Genomic DNA, 17,487 nt, shown 5'->3' with positions numbered 1-17,487 from the left:
CTTTCTCCCTAAGTCCTGGGTGGGAGAAACAACCGGGCCGGGGCTGTTTGCGGAAGTCAAGGAAGGAATGGCCCGCGAAGCGGGACAGGAGGGACATGGAGCAAACAGCCCCGGCCCGGTTGTTTCGATCGAAGGACCGCTCCCCCCCCCCGGCTTGGTTGTTTCGATCGAAGGACCGCTCCCCCAATCCCCGGGGTCATAATCTGACCGCATGAACACCTCCCTCGCACCTTTCCTGTGGTTTCTGGCGATTCTGGCGCTCATTCCTGTGGTGCTGTGGTTGCTCAAGCGAACGCCTTTAGGCGGTGCTGCGCTGGGGGGTCATTTGCGCACGGTGGCGCAACTGGTGATTGCGCCGAGCCAGCGGATTGTGATTGTGGAGGTGGGCCAGGGCGAGGACCGTCGGTGGTTGGTGCTGGGCATTACGGGCCAGCAGATTCGGACCTTGCATGAGATGCCGCCGCAGCCGGATGTGGGGGTGGCATTGCAGGCGGCGCAGCCGAGCTTTGCGAATCTTCTCAAGCGCAGTTTGGGGGGTCGCAATGCAGACGGAACGGGTGTCTGAGGTGCGCGGAATCACATCGCGCCGCGTGGCCAAAACGCTGAGCCTGCTGGGCGTGCTCGCCTTGGGTGGGCTCAGCATGACCGCTTTCGCCCAGCAAACCGGCACCTCCCCCGCGTCTGTGCCGCTGATCATCAGCCAGGGCGCTGGCGGCAACAGCTATTCGGTGCCCATCCAGACCCTGCTGTTTTTCACCGCACTGGGTTTCCTGCCCGCGGTGCTGCTGATGATGACGGGCTTCACCCGCATTGTCATCGTGCTCTCGCTCATGCGTCAGGCGCTGGGCACCCAGGCGGCGCCGCCCAACCAGGTCATCGTGGGTCTCTCGCTCTTCCTGACCTTCTTTGTCATGAGCCCGACCCTGGACCGTGTCTACGCGGACGCCTACCAGCCTTACTCGACCGGCCAGATCAGCTTTGAGGTGGCGCTGGAGCGGGCGCAGGTGCCGATGCGCGCCTTCATGCTCAAGCAGACCCGGCAGTCCGACGTGGCGCTCTTCTCGCGCCTGGCCAAGCTCGATGCGGCCACGACGCCGGAGAACGTTCCCTTCCGCGTTCTCGTGCCGGCCTTCGTGACCAGCGAACTGAAGTCGGCCTTCCAGATTGCCTTCCTTATTTTTATCCCCTTCCTGGTCATCGACATGATCGTGTCCAGCGTACTCATGAGCCTGGGCATGATGATGCTGTCGCCGGTGCTGGTGTCGCTGCCCTTCAAGCTGATGCTGTTCGTGCTGGCCGATGGCTGGAACCTGCTGCTGGGGTCGCTGGCGGCGTCCTTCGCCCAGTAGCGGCGCCACGCTGGCCCCCACACTCTTCCGCCTCCTCTGTCTTCCATCAAGATCGACACACCATGGACGCCCAACAAGTCTTCACCATCGGCCAGCAAGGCCTGTATGTGCTGCTGATGGTCGCGGCGCCGCTGCTGCTGACGGTGCTGGCGGTCGGGGTGCTGGTGTCTGTCTTCCAGGCGGCTACCCAGATCAACGAATCCACCCTATCCTTCGTCCCCAAGATTTTGGCGGCCGTGCTGGTGCTGGCCATCGCCGGCCCGTGGATGATCACCACCTTGGTGGAGTACATCCAGCGCACCTTGCAGAGCATTCCGCAGGCGCTGGGCTGACCGACGCACGCGCATGACGATGCCGGGCCGAAGCTGATCCCATGCTGACCCCATGCTGACCTTCAGCGAAGCCCAGGTCATGGCCTGGCTCAACCCCATCCTGTGGCCGTTCATCCGCACGCTGGCGCTGTTCGCCGGCATGCCGGTGTTCAGCCAGCGGGCAGTGCCGCAGCGGGTCAAGATCGGCCTGGCGCTGTTCATTGCAGTGGCCGCGCAGCCCTCGCTCCCCGCCATGCCGGTGGTGCCGCTGGACTCCCTGCCGCAACTGCTGGTGGTGGTGGCACAGCAACTGCTCATCGGCCTGTCCATGGGCTTCGCTGTGCGGCTGGTCTTTGCCTCACTGGAGTTTGCCGGTGAGCTCATCGGCCTGCAGATGGGGCTGAACTTCGCCGGCTTCTTCGATCCTTCCACCGGTTCGCAAGGCACTTCGTCCTCGCGGTTCCTTGGGTCGATGGTGGCATTCCTGTTCATCGCCATCAACGGACATCTGATGCTCATCCAGTCCCTGGTGGCGAGCTTCCAGGCTTTCCCGGTGGGCGAAGAGCCGTTCCGCTTCCTGCGGGTGGCGCAGCCGCAGGTGTGGGGGGCGGAAGTCTTCCGCATGGGCCTGTGGATCGCCCTGCCCCTGGTGACGATGCTGCTGTTCGTGAACCTGGTGCTGGGCATCATCTCGCGGGTGGCGCCGCAGCTCAATGTCTTCTCGGTCGGTTTCCCGCTGACGGTCAGCATCGGGCTGGTCGGCCTGGTGGCCACGCTGCCGCTCATGCATCAGCCCTTCATGATTGCGCTGGAGCGGCTGCTGGCGGCCTTCACCTAACGTCAGAGGTTCACAAGCGAGCGGAAGTCTCGTGGGATGGTTTGACGGAATCGGGGTGGAACGACTTGAACGAGTCGTTGGCAAGCGGCCGGCAAATTCCCAGAATGGACTCATCACAGCCCATTCCCGAGGACTGCCGTCTCATGCCACTGACCGCCCGATCCACCCCCACCCAGCAACGCCCAGGCCACCATGCCGTGGCGACTACCGTGCCCAACGCCGCAGTCCCGTCCCTGGACATCGGCACCCTGCGCCATATCCGACGACTTCAGCGCCGGTTCGAAATTGGCTTTTGCGCACACGGCCGAGAGGACCAGCCGCCTCGCGTGGAGGTCCTCACCGGCACGCGGGATTACCACCGGCTGGCCCAATGGTTCCTTCGCCGCAAGCCCTTTTTCGATCCTGAGGTGCTGAACACCTATCACCGACTGCTGCGCCAGCACATGGGCCACAAGATCATCACGGCTTTCCTGAGCGTGGATCCCGAAGACGGATGGATCTCCATGGAGTTCTCGGTCTATGGGTGCCGTCCCCTGCGCAAGGGCCAATACATCCATCCCATGCATGCGCAATTTCTGGCGGCGGTCTACCACGAGGGCCTTCAGTACCGCCAGATGGACGACCACATCGGCCTGCGCTTGTTGGATCACCACTACCGCCCTGCCCTTGCAGTTTCAGGAGGTCGCGATGTCCCGGTTCCACCCCAAACAGTTCGTCCACCTCGCAGAAAAGCTGGTCGCGCAACGCGATGAAGCCTGCTTGCGGTCAGCGGTGTCCAGGGCTTACTACGGCGTGTTCCTGCAGACTCGCGAGCTGCTGCAGGTCACGCTGACGTCGGCAACGGTGCATGCGGAAACGCAGCGGCTGCTCAAGCGGCGCGGGCTGCCTCGCCTGGCGCAGGACATGGAGAGGCTCCGCAAGCTGCGCAATCAGTCGGACTATCAGCTGGACGATTCGCTCGACCTGCGCATGATTCGAGAGAGCGCCCAGCGGGCAGTCCAGACCGCCCGCCTCATCGCGAGAGAGCTTGAGGCCCCCGCTTTGCTGCACCTGTTCAAAGCTCGCGCAGCGCCGTCGTCACCGGCACACTCGCGGCCCGGACCGCCGGGAAGAGGCCGCCGATGAAGACTGCTGCTGGCGGCCTTTGCCTAGCGTCAGAGGTTCACAAGCGAGCGGAAGTCTCGTGGCATGGTTTGACGGAATCGGGGTGGAACGACTTGAACGAGTCGTTGGCAAGCCGGTGGCGCATTCTCACAATGGAGACATCCCATTCCATTCGCCACCGCGCCTACGCCATGGCGCGGCTCACTGCTTCAGCCGACTCCACCATGCCGACACCTCTCCATGCCCCCACACCTCGGCCACGGCCGACACGACATCCCGCTGGCGGCCCTGCCCTTTCAGCGTCTCCAGACCCCTGGAAGTTCCGCCAACTCCGTCGAATTCAGCAGCGGCTGGAATCCGGCTTCTGGCGAGGGACTCACGACGACCAGTGGGTTCAGGACACAGAGGTTCTACTGAAGAGCCCGGAGTTCCAGACACTCAGCCGTTGGTACCTCAAGCGCAAACCGTTTCTGCACCCTAAGGCACTTGCTGACTATTGCCGGCTGCTCAGTCACCATATGAAAGGCTGCACGCTGACAGCCCATGTGAGCATCGACCCGGAAGACGGCTGGCTCTGCCTGTGGTTCACGGTGTACGGGCTCCCCGCCCTGAAACGGCGCGGCGCCATCCATGAGGAGCACCGGGCCTTCCTGGATGCGCTTTTCGCTGAAGGGCTGCATGTGCGCCATACCTCAGGGCACATCGGCCTGATGGTGGCCCGAGGCCCCTACCGACCCAGGCACTGAAGGGGCAGGTTCACATGGCACGCTTCCTACCCAGCGCCTTCGCCAAACTGGCCGAGAGACTCTCCCGAGAGCCCGACGAGGCCAGTCATCGAAGCGCCATGTCCCGCGCCTACTACGCAACCTTCCTGGTCACACGGGAGCTTCTGGACATCCAGGACAGCACGGCTGACGTCCATGGGCGTGCCTGTCAGGAGCTCAAGGCTGTGGGCCTGGAAGACCTTGCCGAAGACCTGGAAGGACTGCGCCGGCTGCGCAACACGGCGGACTACAACACCACCCTGCGCTTCCGGCAACGCGAGGCTTGCCAGGGCGTGCGCACTGCCGCGCAGCTCCTCGAAGCGCTGCGCGTGCCAGCCACACTGCGAAGAATCCGGCTGCACGTCCGCCGGCGAAACGTCAAAGCTCGCGCAGCGCCGTCGTCACCGGCACGCTCGCGGCCCGGACCGCCGGGAAGAGGCCGCCGATGAAGCCAATGGCCAGCGCCCACTTCAGCCCTTCCCACAGCAATTGGCCCGACACCTTCAGCTCAAAGCTCAGCTTGCCGACCGACCCCGCCGCCATCGTCGAGGCCGCGTGCCCATTGAACAGCAGGTAGGCCACCACCCCGCCGATCAGCCCGCCCAGCGCCGCCAGCAGCATCGTCTCCAGCATCACCGCCACCACCACCGGCAAGCCCGGGAAGCCGATGGCGCGTAAGGTGGCGATCTCCCGCGCACGGGTCGCCACCGCGGCAAACATCGTGTTGAGCGCCCCGAACACCGCGCCCACCGCCATGATGGCGCCCACCACCGTCCCGATGATGCGCAGCGTCTTGCTGGTGGCCTCCGACTGCTTGGCGAAAAAGTCCAGCGTGGTGCTCGCATCCACCTTGAGCTGAGGATTGCTGGTCAGGCTCTCCTTGAAAGCCGCCATGGCCTCCGGCCCGGTCAGCCGCACCGTCACCGAATTGCGGCTGCTGCCCCGCCTGAATGCATCGGCCAGCACGGTGGCATCCGCCCACAGCTCCGATTCCATCGCATCGCCGGAGGCAAAGATGCCCACCACCGTCCACACCTGGTTGCCCAGGCGGATGTCCTTGCCCACCACCAGGCCGTCAAACTGACGTGCGGCGCCCTTGCCCACCATCAGTTCCCGCAGCCCCGGCTGGAACCGTCGGCCCTCGATCACCTTCACCTGGGGTCGCACCAGGAAGGCTTCATCGCCCACACCGCGGAACTGCACGCTGCCCTCCTCGTCCTTGCCCCCGCCCTTGACCGGCAGGTTGGCCGCCACCACCGTCTCGGCCGAGACCAGCGGCTCGCCCTTGTCCGTGCGGGCCACGCCCGGTGCCTGGCTGATCAGCGTGATGTCATTGCGGCTGAGCTGCGAGGAGACCTCCGCCGCCGATGCGCCGCGCAGCACGATGGCCGTGTCCAGGCTGCCTGACCGGGTGAGCGTCTCGGCATACCCTTCCGCCATCGCCAGCAAGGCCACCAGCACCCCCACCACCCCGGCAATGCCCACCACGATGACGGCGGAGGAGCCCAGCCGCTGCGGCAGCGTGCTGATGCCGACGCCTGCCACCGAACGGGCCTGTCCACCGCGGCGGCTCAGCAGCAACCACAAGGTGATCAGCACGGCAAGACCCAGCGCGCCGGTCCAGGGCAGAAAGACCCAGCCCACCACCGCCAGGATCAGGAAGATCACCAGTCCGAATCGTTTCAGAAACGTCATCATCCGCTCCTCAGCGCAGCGCATCCACGATCTTCAGCCGCATCGCATTCCAGGCCGGCAAGGCCCCGACGATGGCACCGAAGGCCAGCGCCAGGCCGACGCCCGTCGCCCAGCTTCCCAGACCTGCGGCCGGCAGCCGCAGCGCCCCTCCACTGCCGGCGCTCACCGCCGGCCCCACCACGCTGGCCAGCCCCAGTCCGATGACCCCGCCGATCAGCAGCAGCAACATCGACTCGGCCAGCACCATGGCCATGACGCTGCGGCTTGAAAAACCAATGGTCTTGAGCACCGCGATCTCGTTGGTGCGCTCCCGCACCGCCTGCATCATGGTGTTGCCCGCCAGCAGCAGCAGGGTGAAGAACACCGCCCCCATGATGGAACTGACGATCAGCCCAATGTCCGCCAGTTGCTTCACCCAGGACGACATCGCGGCCTGCTCGGTCTGCGTGCGGGTTTCATGGTCGGAATTGGCCGACAGGGCGTCGATGGCCTTGGCCACCTGGTCCGCGCGGTTCACGTCCGTCACCTTGGTCACGTACCAGCCCACCGTGCCCTGGTTCAGCGGCGTCGTGTCGTCGAAGTACTTCCAGTTCAGCAGGAAGATCGAGTCGTACCAGCCCCCGGTCTTCTTGTCGGTGGCCTGGATCAGGCCGACGACCTCGAATTCCCAGTTCTTGTTGCCATTGCGGTCCGGGAAGATGGTGGACTGCAGCGGAATGCGGTCCCCCACCTTCCAGTTGAATCGCTGGGCCAGCCGCTCCCCGACCAAGGCGCCGGTGCGGGTGCTGGCGAAGGCCTTGCGCGCCTCGTCGGTCACCCGCATCTCGGGGTACATGTCCACATAGTTGGGCGCCACCGCGAAGCTGAACACCGCATTGCGAGGGTCCTGGTAGGCGCCGCCAAACCAGTTGGCGTACGTCACCTTCTGAACGCCATCGACCTGACCGATGCGGGCCTCCAGCGCCTTGGGCAAGGTCTGGATGAAAGACAGCCGGGCCCCCGTCTGAAGCCGGGACGCTCCGTTGGCGCTCTGCCCCGCCTGGTTGAACGAGATCCGCACGGCATCCAGCAGCCCGAACAGCAGGAAGGCGGTGATGATGGACACCAGGGTGAGAATGGTCCGGAGCTTGCGCCGGAACAGCGCCGCCCAGACCAGATGAAGGTATTTCATGGCTGGCTCCTCAGGCGCTGACCTGCTCGACCAGGCTGCCCTTGTCCAGATGCAGCACCTGCCCGGCCCGCTCGGCGGCGCGCGGGTCGTGGGTGACCATGACGATGGTCTTGCCATGATCCCGGTTCAGCGCCTGCAGCAGGCTCAGCACGTCTTCGGCGGATTGACGGTCCAGGTCACCGGTGGGTTCGTCGCAGACCAGCAGCGTCGGGTCCGAGACGATGGCCCGCGCGATCGACACCCGCTGCTGCTGGCCGCCGGACAGCTCGGTCGGCTTGTGGCTGGCACGGTCCGACAGGCCCACCAGCGCCAGCGCGATCGAGGCCCGCTTGCGCCGCTCCGCCGCCGACAGCTTGGTCAGCAGCAGCGGCAATTCCACATTGCGCTGCGCCGACAGCATCGGCATGAGGTTGTAGAACTGGAACACGAAGCCCACCTTGGCCGCCCGCCAGCGCGACAGCGCCGCCGAGCTGAGCTGGTCGATGCGCTCCCCGCCGATGGTGATGCTGCCGGAGGTCGGCCGGTCCAGGCCCCCGATCAGGTTGAGCAGGGTGGTCTTGCCGGAGCCCGACGGGCCCATCAGCGCCAGGAAGTCGCCCTGTTGGACCTCCAGGTCGATGCGGTGAAGCACCTCGACCTGCTGCTTGCCTCGCACATAGACCTTGGACAGGTTCTGGATCTCGATCAGTTTGCTCACGGTAACTCCTCGCCTGGGGTCGGATGGGTGACCCGATGAATCGACTGCTTTGAAAGGACGTCCGGCGGTGCCGGGGGTCAACGCGCCGCCGCTGGCGTCACGCGCACTTCATCGCCGCTCTTGAGGGTGTCGGGCGGGCTCAGCACGACGGTCTCTCCGGCCTTCAGGCCCTCCAGCACCACCGCCTGCTCCCCGACCGGCGTGCCGGCGCGCAGCCGACGCTGCTCCACCCGCTGGCCGTTCAGCACAAAGGCCACCGAGGCCTCCCCCCGGCTGACCACCGCCACACGGGGCACCAGCACCCCAGGCGGCGGCGCGGAGGCGGTGTCCGTCCGGGCGGCGAGGAAGGACACCCGCACGCCCATGTCCGGCACCAGCCGCTGGTCCTTCTGCTCCAGGGCCACCCGCACCTTGACCGTGGCCTTGCCGCGGTCCGCCGCCGGCACCACCGCAATCACATGGGACGGAATGCGCCAGTCCGGGTAGGCATCCAGCACCGCTTCGGCCGGCATGTCCGCCTTGACCTGGCCGATGTAGGCCTCGTTCACATCGACATCGACTTCCAGCGACTCCATGTCCACGATGGTGCCGACGCCGGTCCGGGTGAAGCCCCCACCCGCCGACAGCGGCGAGACGATTTCGCCGACCTGCGCCGCCTTGGCGGTGATGACGCCGGAGAACGGCGCACGCACCACCGTGTAGTCGAAGTTCACCTGGGTCTGGGCGGCCTGGGCCGCGGCGGTTTCCACTTCTCGGCGGCGAGCTTCCAACTGGGCGGCATAGCTGTTGACGGCGGTGCGGGCCTGCTCGGCGGCCTGGCGGGTGGTCATGCCACTGGCGGCCAGTTCCTCCTGCCGGCGCAGGTCGGACTGGGCTTGCAGCCACTGGGCCTGCACCGCGCCCACATTGGCCTGCGCGCTCTTGACCGACGCCCGCGCGGCATCGAGGGCGGCGCGCAGGGCATGGTCCTCCAGCCGCGCCAGCACCTGACCCTTGGTGACCCGGTCGCCTTCTTCAAACAGGACCTCGGTCAGCGTACCGGTGATCTGGGTGGAGACGGTGGCGGACCGGCGGGCGGTCACATAGCCGGTGGCCTGCAGGACGGCGTTGCCGGTAGCAAAGGTGCGGGCCTGCACCGTGCCGGTCTGGACCTCCGGAACCTGGGCACTGCGCCACCACCACCACGCCCCGGCCGCCCCCAGCCCCAGCACCAGCAGCACCACGGCGCTGATCCAGGCCCAGGCCGGCAGGCCGGTGCGGACGTCCTCTCGCTGCCCTCCGTCGATGCGCAGCTCTTTCAACAATGCGGTATCGATGACAACCCCCTCGTGCGTTGGCGTGTTTGCCGGGCATTCTGCGAAGGCCCGGGTCGATCCGGCTACGGCATGCGACGAACGGAGGCCAGGCGTCGCGAAACGACGCCTGCGGGGGGTGACCAGCCAGGCTGATCCACGAACACTACTTCAAGGACATCACTCCATGATCCATGAGGACCCGTGGGCCCGCGGACCGCTCAGCTTTCCACCAGCCCATTCCGTATGGCGTACACCGTCAGTTCCGAATTGTTGGACAGGCCCAGCTTTTCCAGCACCCGTGCGCGGTACACGCTGACGGTCTTGGGGCTGAGCATCAGCTCTTCTGCAATATCCGACAGCCGCTTGCCCGATGCAATCATCACCAGGGTCTGCAATTCGCGATCGGACAATTTCTGGTGGGCTTGTTCCGGCGCCGGTGCGGTCAGGCTTTCGACCAGCATCTGCGCAATCTCGGGCGTGACGTACTTGCGTCCCTGGGCCACCGTGCGCACCGCCTGCACCAGCAGTTGCGGGTCACCGCCCTTGTTGACGTAGCCGTAGGCCCCGGCGCGCAGGGCGCGGATGGCGTACTGGTCCTCCGGATACATGGACACGATCAGCACCCGCGTCGCCGTGCCTTCATCCTTGAGCACATGCAGCACATCCAGGCCGCTGCGGCCCGGCATGTTGATGTCCAGCACCAGCACGTCGCACTGCTTGTCCACCGGCAGTGCGCGCATGAGGCTGCGCAGCTCGCCGTAGTCGCCCGCCTCGCCCACCACCTCGATGTCCGGCGCATCGGCCAGGGTGTCGCGGATGCCCCGGCGGATCAGGGCATGGTCGTCGCACAGAATCACTTTGATCATAGTTGGCCCCATGCGGACGGGTCGTGCTCCGACTGGGAGCCGGCGCCGGAAGCGCCGTGCCCGTCCTCATCCGCAAAATCATCCTCAAAGGGATGGATCACGCCCCGCAGCGGCACCGTCAGAATCAGACTGGTGCCATGCACGCCGGAACTCATATCCACCCAGCCCCCCACCGTCGCCGCCCGTTCGCGCAGCCCGCGGATGCCGAAGCTGCGCGCCTTGCTCAGGTCGCCGGGGGCCAGTCCCTGGCCGTTGTCCTTGACCTCCAGGGTCAGGACCCCGCCGTCCATGCTGAGCTCCACGTCCACCCGGGTGGCATTGGCATGCTTGGACACATTGGTCAGCGCCTCCTGGGCCGTCCGGTAGGCCACCAGCGGAACCCCGGCGGGCAAGGGCGTGCGGTCTTCCCCGCTGCGCACCGCGGTGGGAATGCCCGTGCGCCGCTCAAATCGGGCGGCCAGCCATTGAACGGCGGCCAGCAAACCCTGTTCCAGGATGGCCGGACGCAGGTTGTGCATGATCCGCTGGCTGGATTCAATCGCGCTGCTCACGGTTTCCAGGGCCGATTGCACCCGCTGCTGGACCGCGGCATCATTGGTATGTCGAGCAATCCAGGCCAGGTCGAATTTGATGGCGGTCAACGAGCCGCCCACATCGTCATGGATTTCCCGGGCAATGGCAGCACGTTCCATTTCCACGCTGGTCTGCAGATGGCCCGCCAGCTCGTGCAATTGCTGCTTGGATTTGATCAGCTCCCGGTCCGATTCATGCCGGGCGCGCTGGGCTTCGCAGGATTCAATCGCATGCAGCAGCGCCGGCGCCAGACGGGCCAGGTTGTTCTTGAGCAGGTAGTCCGACGCCCCATTTCGCATGGCCGCCACGGCCGTGTCTTCCCCGATTTCCCCCGAAACCAGGATGAAGGGCATGATCAGCTGGCGCTGTTTGATGAGGTCCAGCACCACCAGCCCCGAAAACCCGGGCAGGTTGTAGTCGGAAATGATGGCGTCCCAGCTCTGGGACAGGGCCGCTTCCACGGCCGGCAGGCTGTCCAGCCGGCTGATCTCGAAGGACAGGCCGGCCCGTTGCAACTGGGCCAGGATGAGTTGATGGTCCAGGTCGGAGTCTTCGATGTGCAGCAAACGCAGGCGACGTTCGCCCTGAGGCAAGGCAGGCATGCCGCGAGTATGCCAAGTTTGTCGCGACTCCCCGGGATGCGCGCATCCAACTCGCCGTCATTCACATCTGGAAACCTTAGAGTTCTGGGCTTACCCTGGAGAGGAACTTCACGGCCCCCGCAGTTCTCGTGGTGTGCAAAGTTGGACGAAGCAAGATATTGGACCCACTTTGGCCAATTACTTCCGTCGACAGATGCCTGCTAAAAGCCGAAGATTCCTGTAGCCAAGAAGAGTCTCGCCGCACACCGAGTTGGGTCGGTGTGAGCACGAAGTGTGGACATCGCATGTGGAGCCAAGATGCAAATCGATGAGACAGCGGTCGAGCAGGACAGTGGCCTGATGCCGTTGCTGGCCGCCGCCGAGCTGCAGGACCATCTCATGACGGTCAACAATGACCTCGAGCGCCTGCAGCGGCTGCTGGACGACACGGGAGAGACCCTGTCCAGCCACTTTTTCGGGGCGTCGGGCCTGATCGACCAGTTGCTGACACGCGCCAGCAGCGAGCAGGACCGGGACGCGCTCCAGCAGGTGATGCTGCACCTGGCCGGCGCGGTCACGGCGCTGCAGTTTCACGACATGTCCACGCAGCTGATCAACCATACCAGCCAGCGTTTGCGCAATTGTTCCGATCAACTCGCCCGAGATGCCTTCGGGGACGACGAAGATGGGGCTGCTGTAGTGGAAACTGCCCCTCTGAGACCGAATCCGGTCACCCAGGACGAAATGGATGCTGGCTCGATTGAGCTGTTCTGACATTCGTCAGCAACCACGAGTCCTCAAGAAATACAACCGCTGCTGTAGCCTAAAGAATCTCAAGCTGCAACCGAAAACCGCTTGTCATCCGGAGAACCAAAAATGCCCTCGATCCTCGCCGTAGACGATTCGGCCTCCATGCGCCAGATGGTCTCGTTCACCCTCAAGAATGCGGGTTTCAATGTCGTGGAGGCGGTGGACGGGCAGGATGCCTGGGAGAAATCCACCCAGCGCGACTTTGATCTGGTGCTGACCGACCAGAACATGCCCCGGATGGACGGCATCAGCCTGACCAAGAAGCTGCGGGACAACCCGAAGTTCAAAACCACCCCCATCCTGATCCTGACCACCGAGTCCAGCGACCAGATGAAGCAGGCCGGCCGCGCCGCCGGTGCCACCGGCTGGCTGGTCAAGCCTTTTGACCCGGCCAAGCTGATCGAAGTGATCGGCAAGGTGATCCGCTGAACCCGCGCGGGAGACACAGATGGGAGATATGACCTCCGAAGGCGCCAACCTTGGCGCCGGCATCGACCTGAGTCAGTTCTACCAGGTCTTCTTTGAAGAAGCCGGGGAGAACCTCGACAACATGGAGCAGCTGCTGCTCAACCTGGATATCGAGAATCCGGACGATGAGCAGATGAATGCGATTTTCCGCTGCGCCCACTCGATCAAGGGTGGCGCGGCGACGTTCGGTTTCAACGACGTGGCCGAGCTGACCCACCAGATGGAGACGCTGCTGGACAAGCTGCGGCGTCACGAACTGGCCCCGACCTCGCCGATGGTGGACGTGCTGCTGCAGTCTGGCGACGCGCTGCGCGCGCAACTGGCCCGCCACCAAGGCTCCGGCGCCGACGCCGTGGACACCAGCGCGCTGCTGGTGGACATCCGCACCCTGGTGGAAGGCGGCACGCTGGATGGCAACCGCCCTGCCCCGGCGCCCGTGGCTGCGCCCGCGCCAGCCCCCGCCGCCGCCGCGGCGGCTTCGCCGTCTCCGCTGACCTCCTCGGTGCGACAGCTGGAGCTGCTGGTCGGCCCGCTGAGCAATCCGGCGCAGGCCGACAACCTGGTCGACCTGTTCAAGGAAATCACCGACCTGGGCACCATCGAGCCGCTGGACGGTGGCATCTCCGCCGACGGCATGCGCCGCTTCAAGGTGCTCACCAGCAGCAGCGACAACGACCTGCTGGACCTGTTCACCTTCCACGTCTCCCGCGAGCAGGTCAAGATCCTGCCGATCGGCCCGGGCTTTGGGTTCCATGAAGGCGCTCCGGGCGCCCCCAAGGAAGAAGCCAAGAAGGACGAAGACCCCGGCTACGGCTTCTTCGAGGATTCGCCCGGCCTGCCGGCTGCGACCAACTCGGAGCAGAAGGCCGCCGCCGAGGCGCCCAAGTCCGCCGTGCCGGTGCCGGTCAAGCCGGCCGTGCCGGCCAAGGCCGAGGCGCCTGCCCGTGCCGCCGGTGCCAACATGGACCAGTCCACCCTGCGCGTCTCGGTGGAAAAGGTGGACCAGCTGATCAACCTGGTGGGCGAGCTCGTCATCACCCAGGCCATGCTGGCCCAGAACAGCCGCAATCTCGACCCAGCGCTTTATCAGCAGCTGGCCTCGGGCCTGGCCGACCTGGAACGCAACACCCGGGACCTGCAGGAATCGGTGATGTCGATCCGCATGATTCCCATGTCGGTCGTGTTCAACCGCTTCCCGCGCATGCTGCGCGACCTGGCCGCCAAGCTGGGCAAGAAGGTCGAGCTGGTCACCCAGGGTGAAGCCACCGAACTGGACAAGGGCCTGGTCGAGAAGATCACCGACCCGCTGACCCACCTGGTGCGCAACAGCTGCGACCACGGCATCGAGACCCCGGCCGAGCGCGTGGCCAAGGGCAAGCCGGAACAGGGCACGATCACGCTGGTGGCCTCGCACCAGGGCGGCTCCATCGTCATCGAAGTGCGCGACGACGGCCGCGGCCTGAACCGCGAGAAGCTGATCCGCAAGGCCCGTGAAAAGGGCATCGATGCGCCGGACTCGATGAGCGACCAGGAAGTCTGGGGCCTGATCTTCGCGCCGGGCTTCTCCACCGCCGACCAGGTCACCGACGTGTCCGGACGCGGCGTGGGCATGGACGTGGTGAAGAAGAACATCACCTCGCTGGGCGGTACGGTGGAGATCGACTCTGCCGAAGGCTACGGCATGAAGGTCTCGGTGCGGCTGCCGCTGACGCTGGCCATCATGGACGGCATGAGCGTGGGCGTGGGCGAAGAGGTCTACATCCTGCCGCTGTCGTCGGTGGTGGAGTCCTTCCAGGTCCAGTCCGACACCATCAAGACCGTCGGCGGCTCCGGCCGCGTGGTCGAAGTGCGTGACGAGTTCATGCCGGTGGTGGAGCTGGAACAGGTCTTCAATGTGCCGCGCTTCGATTTCGAGCATGTCAGCTCCATCATGGTGGTCGTGGAAGCCGAAGGCGGACGCGTGGCCATGCTGGTGGACGAGTTGCTCGGACAGCAGCAGGTGGTGGTGAAGAACCTCGAGGCCAATTACCGCAAGGTGCCAGATGTCTCCGGCGCCACCATCATGGGCGACGGGCGTGTGGCCCTGATCCTGGATGTGGGCAGCCTCGTTCGCCGGTCGCGTCATTGAAACGACACGCCGCTATCTACGTTGAGGTAGAGCTATGAATTTCAGTGCACTGCTTCGGCAGTTCAGCATCAGGACCCGCATGATCGGCGCCATCGCCATCGTGCTGGTGCTGCTGCTGGTGGTCGGAAGCGTCGGTCTGTTCGGCATGCAATCCATGCGCGGACAGACGCAGGAGTTTCTGGATAAATCCTCGGAGCGCGGGCGCCTGGTCAGCAATCTGGTCGGCGCGATGGGGCTGGTGCGTGTCCATGAAAAGGACATGATCATCAACTACGAGAAGCCCGACGTGGTGAAGGAGCGGCATGCCAAGTGGGATGCCGCCCGCAGCCAGGCTGCGGGCTTCGTGGCCGATCTGGCCAAGCTCAGCGACGATGAGGACAAGGCGCTGCTGGACAAGGTCAAGACCGCCCTGGACACCTACGCCAGCAAGGCGTCCAACGTCGTGAACCAGCTCGAAGCCGGTGCCTACGACCACGCGGCCGTGGCCGACCGCCTGCTGCAGCCGGCCAAGGACCAGGTGAAGGAAGCGGAAGGCCAGATCGCCGAATATTCCAAGCGGCTGGAAGCCGAGTCGCTCACCATGCGGGCCGGCATGGAAAGCACGCAGTCCAAGGTGTTGTGGACCTTCGTGCTGGTGCTGGTGTTTGCCGCCGTCGTGGTGGTGCCGCTGACGCTGCTGAACATGCACAGCATCTGCGGTCCCCTGGTGGAAGCCGAAGCCCTGGCGGGCGCCATCGCCGAGGGCGACCTCTCCCGCGTCATGACCCGCGTGGAAGGCAAGGACGAAGCGTCCAAGCTGATGCAGTCGCTGCACCGCATGCAGGAGGCCCTGCAGACCATGGTGGGTCAGCTGCGCACGGCGGCGGATTCCATCCGCACCGCCTCGGTGGAGATCGCCACCGGCAACCAGGACCTGTCCAGCCGGACCGAACAGACCGCGTCCAACCTGCAGGAAGCCGCTTCCTCGCTGGTGCAACTGACCGGTACCGTCAAGCAGACCGCCGATTCGGCCCGCACTGCCAACCAGTTGGCCTCCTCCGCCTCCGGCGCAGCGGCCAAGGGCGGCGAGGTGGTGAGCCAGGTGGTCTCGACGATGGACGAGATCAACACCAGCTCCAAGCGCATCAGCGACATCATCGGCACCATCGATGGCATCGCCTTCCAGACCAACATCCTGGCCCTGAATGCGGCGGTGGAAGCCGCACGGGCCGGTGAACAGGGCCGCGGCTTTGCGGTGGTCGCGGGTGAAGTCCGCTCGCTGGCACAGCGCAGCGCGGAAGCAGCGCGTGAGATCAAGACGCTGATCGGCGCCAGCGTCGAGCGCGTGGAAACCGGTGCCCGCCTGGTGCAGGAAGCCGGCACCACGATGAGCGACATCGTCTCCAGCGTGCAGCGCGTCACCGACATCATCGGCGAGATCACCGCAGCCTCCAGCGAGCAGAGCGACGGCATCAGCCAGGTCAACCAGGGCGTGAGCCAGCTGGACCAGATGACCCAGCAGAACGCCGCGCTGGTCGAGCAAAGCGCCGCAGCAGCGGAAAGCCTCAAGGACCAGGCTGAACGCCTGGGTTCGGTGGTGGACCGCTTCCGCGTCAATGCGAATGCGGCCACGTCGAGCTCGTCGCTCTTCAGCCCGGTGAGCAAGCCGGTGGCCAAGGCGCCGGTGGAGCCCAGCTTCAAGCCGTCCGCCTCATCGAGCCACGCACCGAGCCACTCGTCAAGCCACGCATCGCACAAGCCGGCCTCGCCGACCCCGGTGTCCGCATCGACGTCGACGGCCAAGGTCTCCGCGCCCGCCAGTCGCCCGACCGCTGCCAAGCCTGCGGTCACGTCGGCTGCCAAGCCTGCGGTGAAGGCCCCTGCAAAGGCCACGTCCACCGCGACGGCCAAGACGCCCGTCAAGGTCGCTGCCAAGGCCAGCGCCGCTCCCAAACCCAAGGCGACCGCCCCCAAGGCAGCCGCAGCACCGTTCACTCCCGCACCGGCCCAGCCGGTCACCACCGCCGCCGATGACGGCGACTGGGAAACCTTTTAATCAGCCGCACGAGGTCAACTCATGGAAATCGTCCAACAAACCGGCACGCAAGTCGTGCAAGCAGGCTCCGGCGCGCTGGCTCTCCAGTCCGGCTCGGGCAACGTCGCACCGTCCAACGGTGAGTACCTGACCTTCCGGCTCGGCCAGGAAGAGTACGGCATCGACATCCTGAAGGTGCAGGAAATCCGCTCCTACGAGCAGCCGACCCGCATCGCCAACGCCCCCGACTTCATCAAGGGCGTGGTCAACCTGCGCGGCGTGATCGTCCCCATCGTGGACCTGCGCCTGAAGCTGGGATGCGCCACCGCTGAATACAACAGCTTCACCGTGGTCATCGTGCTGAACGTGAAGAACCGCGTGGTGGGTGCGGTGGTGGACTCGGTGTCCGACGTGCTGGAACTGAGCCGCGAGGCCATCCGTCCAGCGCCGGAACTCAGCGCCAGCGCGGTAAACACCAGCTTCATCATGGGCATCGGCGCGGTCAGCGAGCGCATGCTGATCCTGATCGACATCGAAGGCCTGATGAGCAGCGCCGACATGGGCCTGATGGATTCCATCACCGCCTGAGTGTCTGAGTGCCCGGGCGGGACTCGCGTCCTGCCCTGCCAGCGCCCCGGAGCCTTGCGGCTTGCGGGGCGTTTTATCTGTCGGCGGACGGCGATCATCCTAGCCGCCCAGCCTCCCCTGCACCATGCAACGACTTGCTGCCGCTTCCCTCCTATTGGCACCAAAGGCACCAAAGGCACTAACGGCACTAATGTCGCTGACAGCCCTGGCAGTCCTGACGGCGCTGAGCCCTTTG

General features: G+C 65.4%; 19 protein-coding genes. 12 read left to right on the top strand and 7 right to left on the bottom strand.

What is annotated here, in order from left to right; genetic code table 11:
• Positions 1–211: 211 nt before the first annotated feature.
• The 4 genes from DES44_RS08230 (at position 212) to fliR (ending at position 2,498) form a co-directional block, all read left to right on the top strand.
• Positions 212–565, top strand: a complete 354-nt coding sequence (locus DES44_RS08230; protein WP_058934528.1) for a FliO/MopB family protein — start codon at positions 212–214, stop codon at positions 563–565.
• Positions 543–1,349 (top strand): flagellar type III secretion system pore protein FliP, encoded by an 807-nt coding sequence (gene fliP / locus DES44_RS08225; RefSeq protein WP_058934527.1) that lies wholly within the window; start codon positions 543–545, stop codon positions 1,347–1,349. The genes DES44_RS08230 and fliP overlap by 23 nt, the downstream gene beginning before the upstream one ends.
• Before the next feature lie 62 nt (positions 1,350–1,411).
• Positions 1,412–1,681 carry a flagellar biosynthesis protein FliQ gene (gene fliQ, locus DES44_RS08220; protein WP_058934526.1) on the top strand — a complete coding sequence of 90 codons (270 nt, stop codon included), beginning with the start codon at positions 1,412–1,414 and terminating at the stop codon, positions 1,679–1,681.
• A 52-nt stretch (positions 1,682–1,733) separates the two neighbouring features.
• Positions 1,734–2,498 (top strand): flagellar biosynthetic protein FliR, encoded by a 765-nt coding sequence (gene fliR / locus DES44_RS08215; protein ID WP_058934525.1) that lies wholly within the window; start codon positions 1,734–1,736, stop codon positions 2,496–2,498.
• Between the two features lie 113 nt (positions 2,499–2,611).
• Here the strand turns inward: fliR and DES44_RS08210 are convergent, their stop codons facing one another.
• The gene (locus DES44_RS08210; RefSeq protein ID WP_058934524.1) at positions 2,612–3,151 is read right to left on the bottom strand and encodes a hypothetical protein; all 540 of its coding nucleotides are present in this window, start codon (positions 3,149–3,151) and stop codon (positions 2,612–2,614) included.
• A 13-nt stretch (positions 3,152–3,164) separates the two neighbouring features.
• Here DES44_RS08210 and DES44_RS08205 point away from each other — a divergent pair, with 13 nt between their 5' ends.
• The 3 genes from DES44_RS08205 (at position 3,165) to DES44_RS24605 (ending at position 4,815) form a co-directional block, all read left to right on the top strand.
• Positions 3,165–3,623, top strand: a complete 459-nt coding sequence (locus DES44_RS08205; protein ID WP_058934523.1) for a HEPN domain-containing protein — start codon at positions 3,165–3,167, stop codon at positions 3,621–3,623.
• Positions 3,624–4,120: 497 nt separating this feature from the next.
• A complete protein-coding gene (locus DES44_RS08200) occupies positions 4,121–4,348 on the top strand; it encodes a hypothetical protein (RefSeq protein ID WP_058934522.1) in 228 nt (75 codons plus the stop codon).
• A 14-nt stretch (positions 4,349–4,362) separates the two neighbouring features.
• Positions 4,363–4,815, top strand: a complete 453-nt coding sequence (locus DES44_RS24605; RefSeq protein WP_147307021.1) for a hypothetical protein — start codon at positions 4,363–4,365, stop codon at positions 4,813–4,815.
• On the opposite strand, the gene DES44_RS08190 is transcribed toward DES44_RS24605, so the two are convergent.
• The 6 genes from DES44_RS08190 to DES44_RS08165 form a co-directional block, all read right to left on the bottom strand.
• On the bottom strand, positions 4,745–6,061 hold the full coding sequence (locus DES44_RS08190) for an ABC transporter permease (protein WP_198164922.1): 1,317 nt from the start codon (positions 6,059–6,061) through the stop codon (positions 4,745–4,747). The two genes, DES44_RS24605 and DES44_RS08190, sit on opposite strands and share 71 nt — an antisense overlap.
• Before the next feature lie 10 nt (positions 6,062–6,071).
• The gene (locus DES44_RS08185) at positions 6,072–7,232 is read right to left on the bottom strand and encodes an ABC transporter permease (protein WP_058934520.1); all 1,161 of its coding nucleotides are present in this window, start codon (positions 7,230–7,232) and stop codon (positions 6,072–6,074) included.
• A 10-nt stretch (positions 7,233–7,242) separates the two neighbouring features.
• Complete coding sequence (locus DES44_RS08180) at positions 7,243–7,929, bottom strand: ABC transporter ATP-binding protein (protein WP_058934519.1); 687 nt, start codon at positions 7,927–7,929, stop codon at positions 7,243–7,245.
• 77 nt (positions 7,930–8,006) lie between these two features.
• Positions 8,007–9,233 (bottom strand): efflux RND transporter periplasmic adaptor subunit, encoded by a 1,227-nt coding sequence (locus DES44_RS08175; protein WP_211326929.1) that lies wholly within the window; start codon positions 9,231–9,233, stop codon positions 8,007–8,009.
• A gap of 209 nt (positions 9,234–9,442) precedes the next feature.
• The gene (locus tag DES44_RS08170) at positions 9,443–10,090 is read right to left on the bottom strand and encodes a response regulator (RefSeq protein ID WP_058934517.1); all 648 of its coding nucleotides are present in this window, start codon (positions 10,088–10,090) and stop codon (positions 9,443–9,445) included.
• Complete coding sequence (locus DES44_RS08165) at positions 10,087–11,265, bottom strand: hybrid sensor histidine kinase/response regulator (RefSeq protein ID WP_058934516.1); 1,179 nt, start codon at positions 11,263–11,265, stop codon at positions 10,087–10,089. Before DES44_RS08165 ends, DES44_RS08170 begins: the two co-directional genes overlap by 4 nt.
• A gap of 297 nt (positions 11,266–11,562) precedes the next feature.
• Here DES44_RS08165 and DES44_RS08160 point away from each other — a divergent pair, with 297 nt between their 5' ends.
• From DES44_RS08160 to DES44_RS08135, 5 genes are all read left to right on the top strand, one after another.
• Positions 11,563–12,018 (top strand): hypothetical protein, encoded by a 456-nt coding sequence (locus DES44_RS08160; protein ID WP_058934515.1) that lies wholly within the window; start codon positions 11,563–11,565, stop codon positions 12,016–12,018.
• A 102-nt stretch (positions 12,019–12,120) separates the two neighbouring features.
• A complete protein-coding gene (locus DES44_RS08155) occupies positions 12,121–12,483 on the top strand; it encodes a response regulator (protein WP_058934514.1) in 363 nt (120 codons plus the stop codon).
• Positions 12,484–12,502: 19 nt separating this feature from the next.
• Positions 12,503–14,650: a chemotaxis protein CheA gene (locus DES44_RS08150; RefSeq protein ID WP_058934513.1), complete on the top strand. Its 2,148-nt coding sequence runs from the start codon at positions 12,503–12,505 to the stop codon at positions 14,648–14,650.
• 34 nt (positions 14,651–14,684) lie between these two features.
• Positions 14,685–16,685 (top strand): methyl-accepting chemotaxis protein, encoded by a 2,001-nt coding sequence (locus tag DES44_RS25940; protein WP_269465241.1) that lies wholly within the window; start codon positions 14,685–14,687, stop codon positions 16,683–16,685.
• Positions 16,686–16,706: 21 nt separating this feature from the next.
• Complete coding sequence (locus DES44_RS08135) at positions 16,707–17,252, top strand: chemotaxis protein CheW (RefSeq protein ID WP_083525469.1); 546 nt, start codon at positions 16,707–16,709, stop codon at positions 17,250–17,252.
• Positions 17,253–17,487 lie beyond the last annotated feature (235 nt).

Source organism: Roseateles depolymerans (assembly GCF_003387155.1).
GTDB classification, from domain to species: domain Bacteria; phylum Pseudomonadota; class Gammaproteobacteria; order Burkholderiales; family Burkholderiaceae_C; genus Roseateles; species Roseateles depolymerans.
Note: the sequence above shows the minus strand (reverse complement) of the source record. Positions and strands in the feature narration are given on the sequence as shown.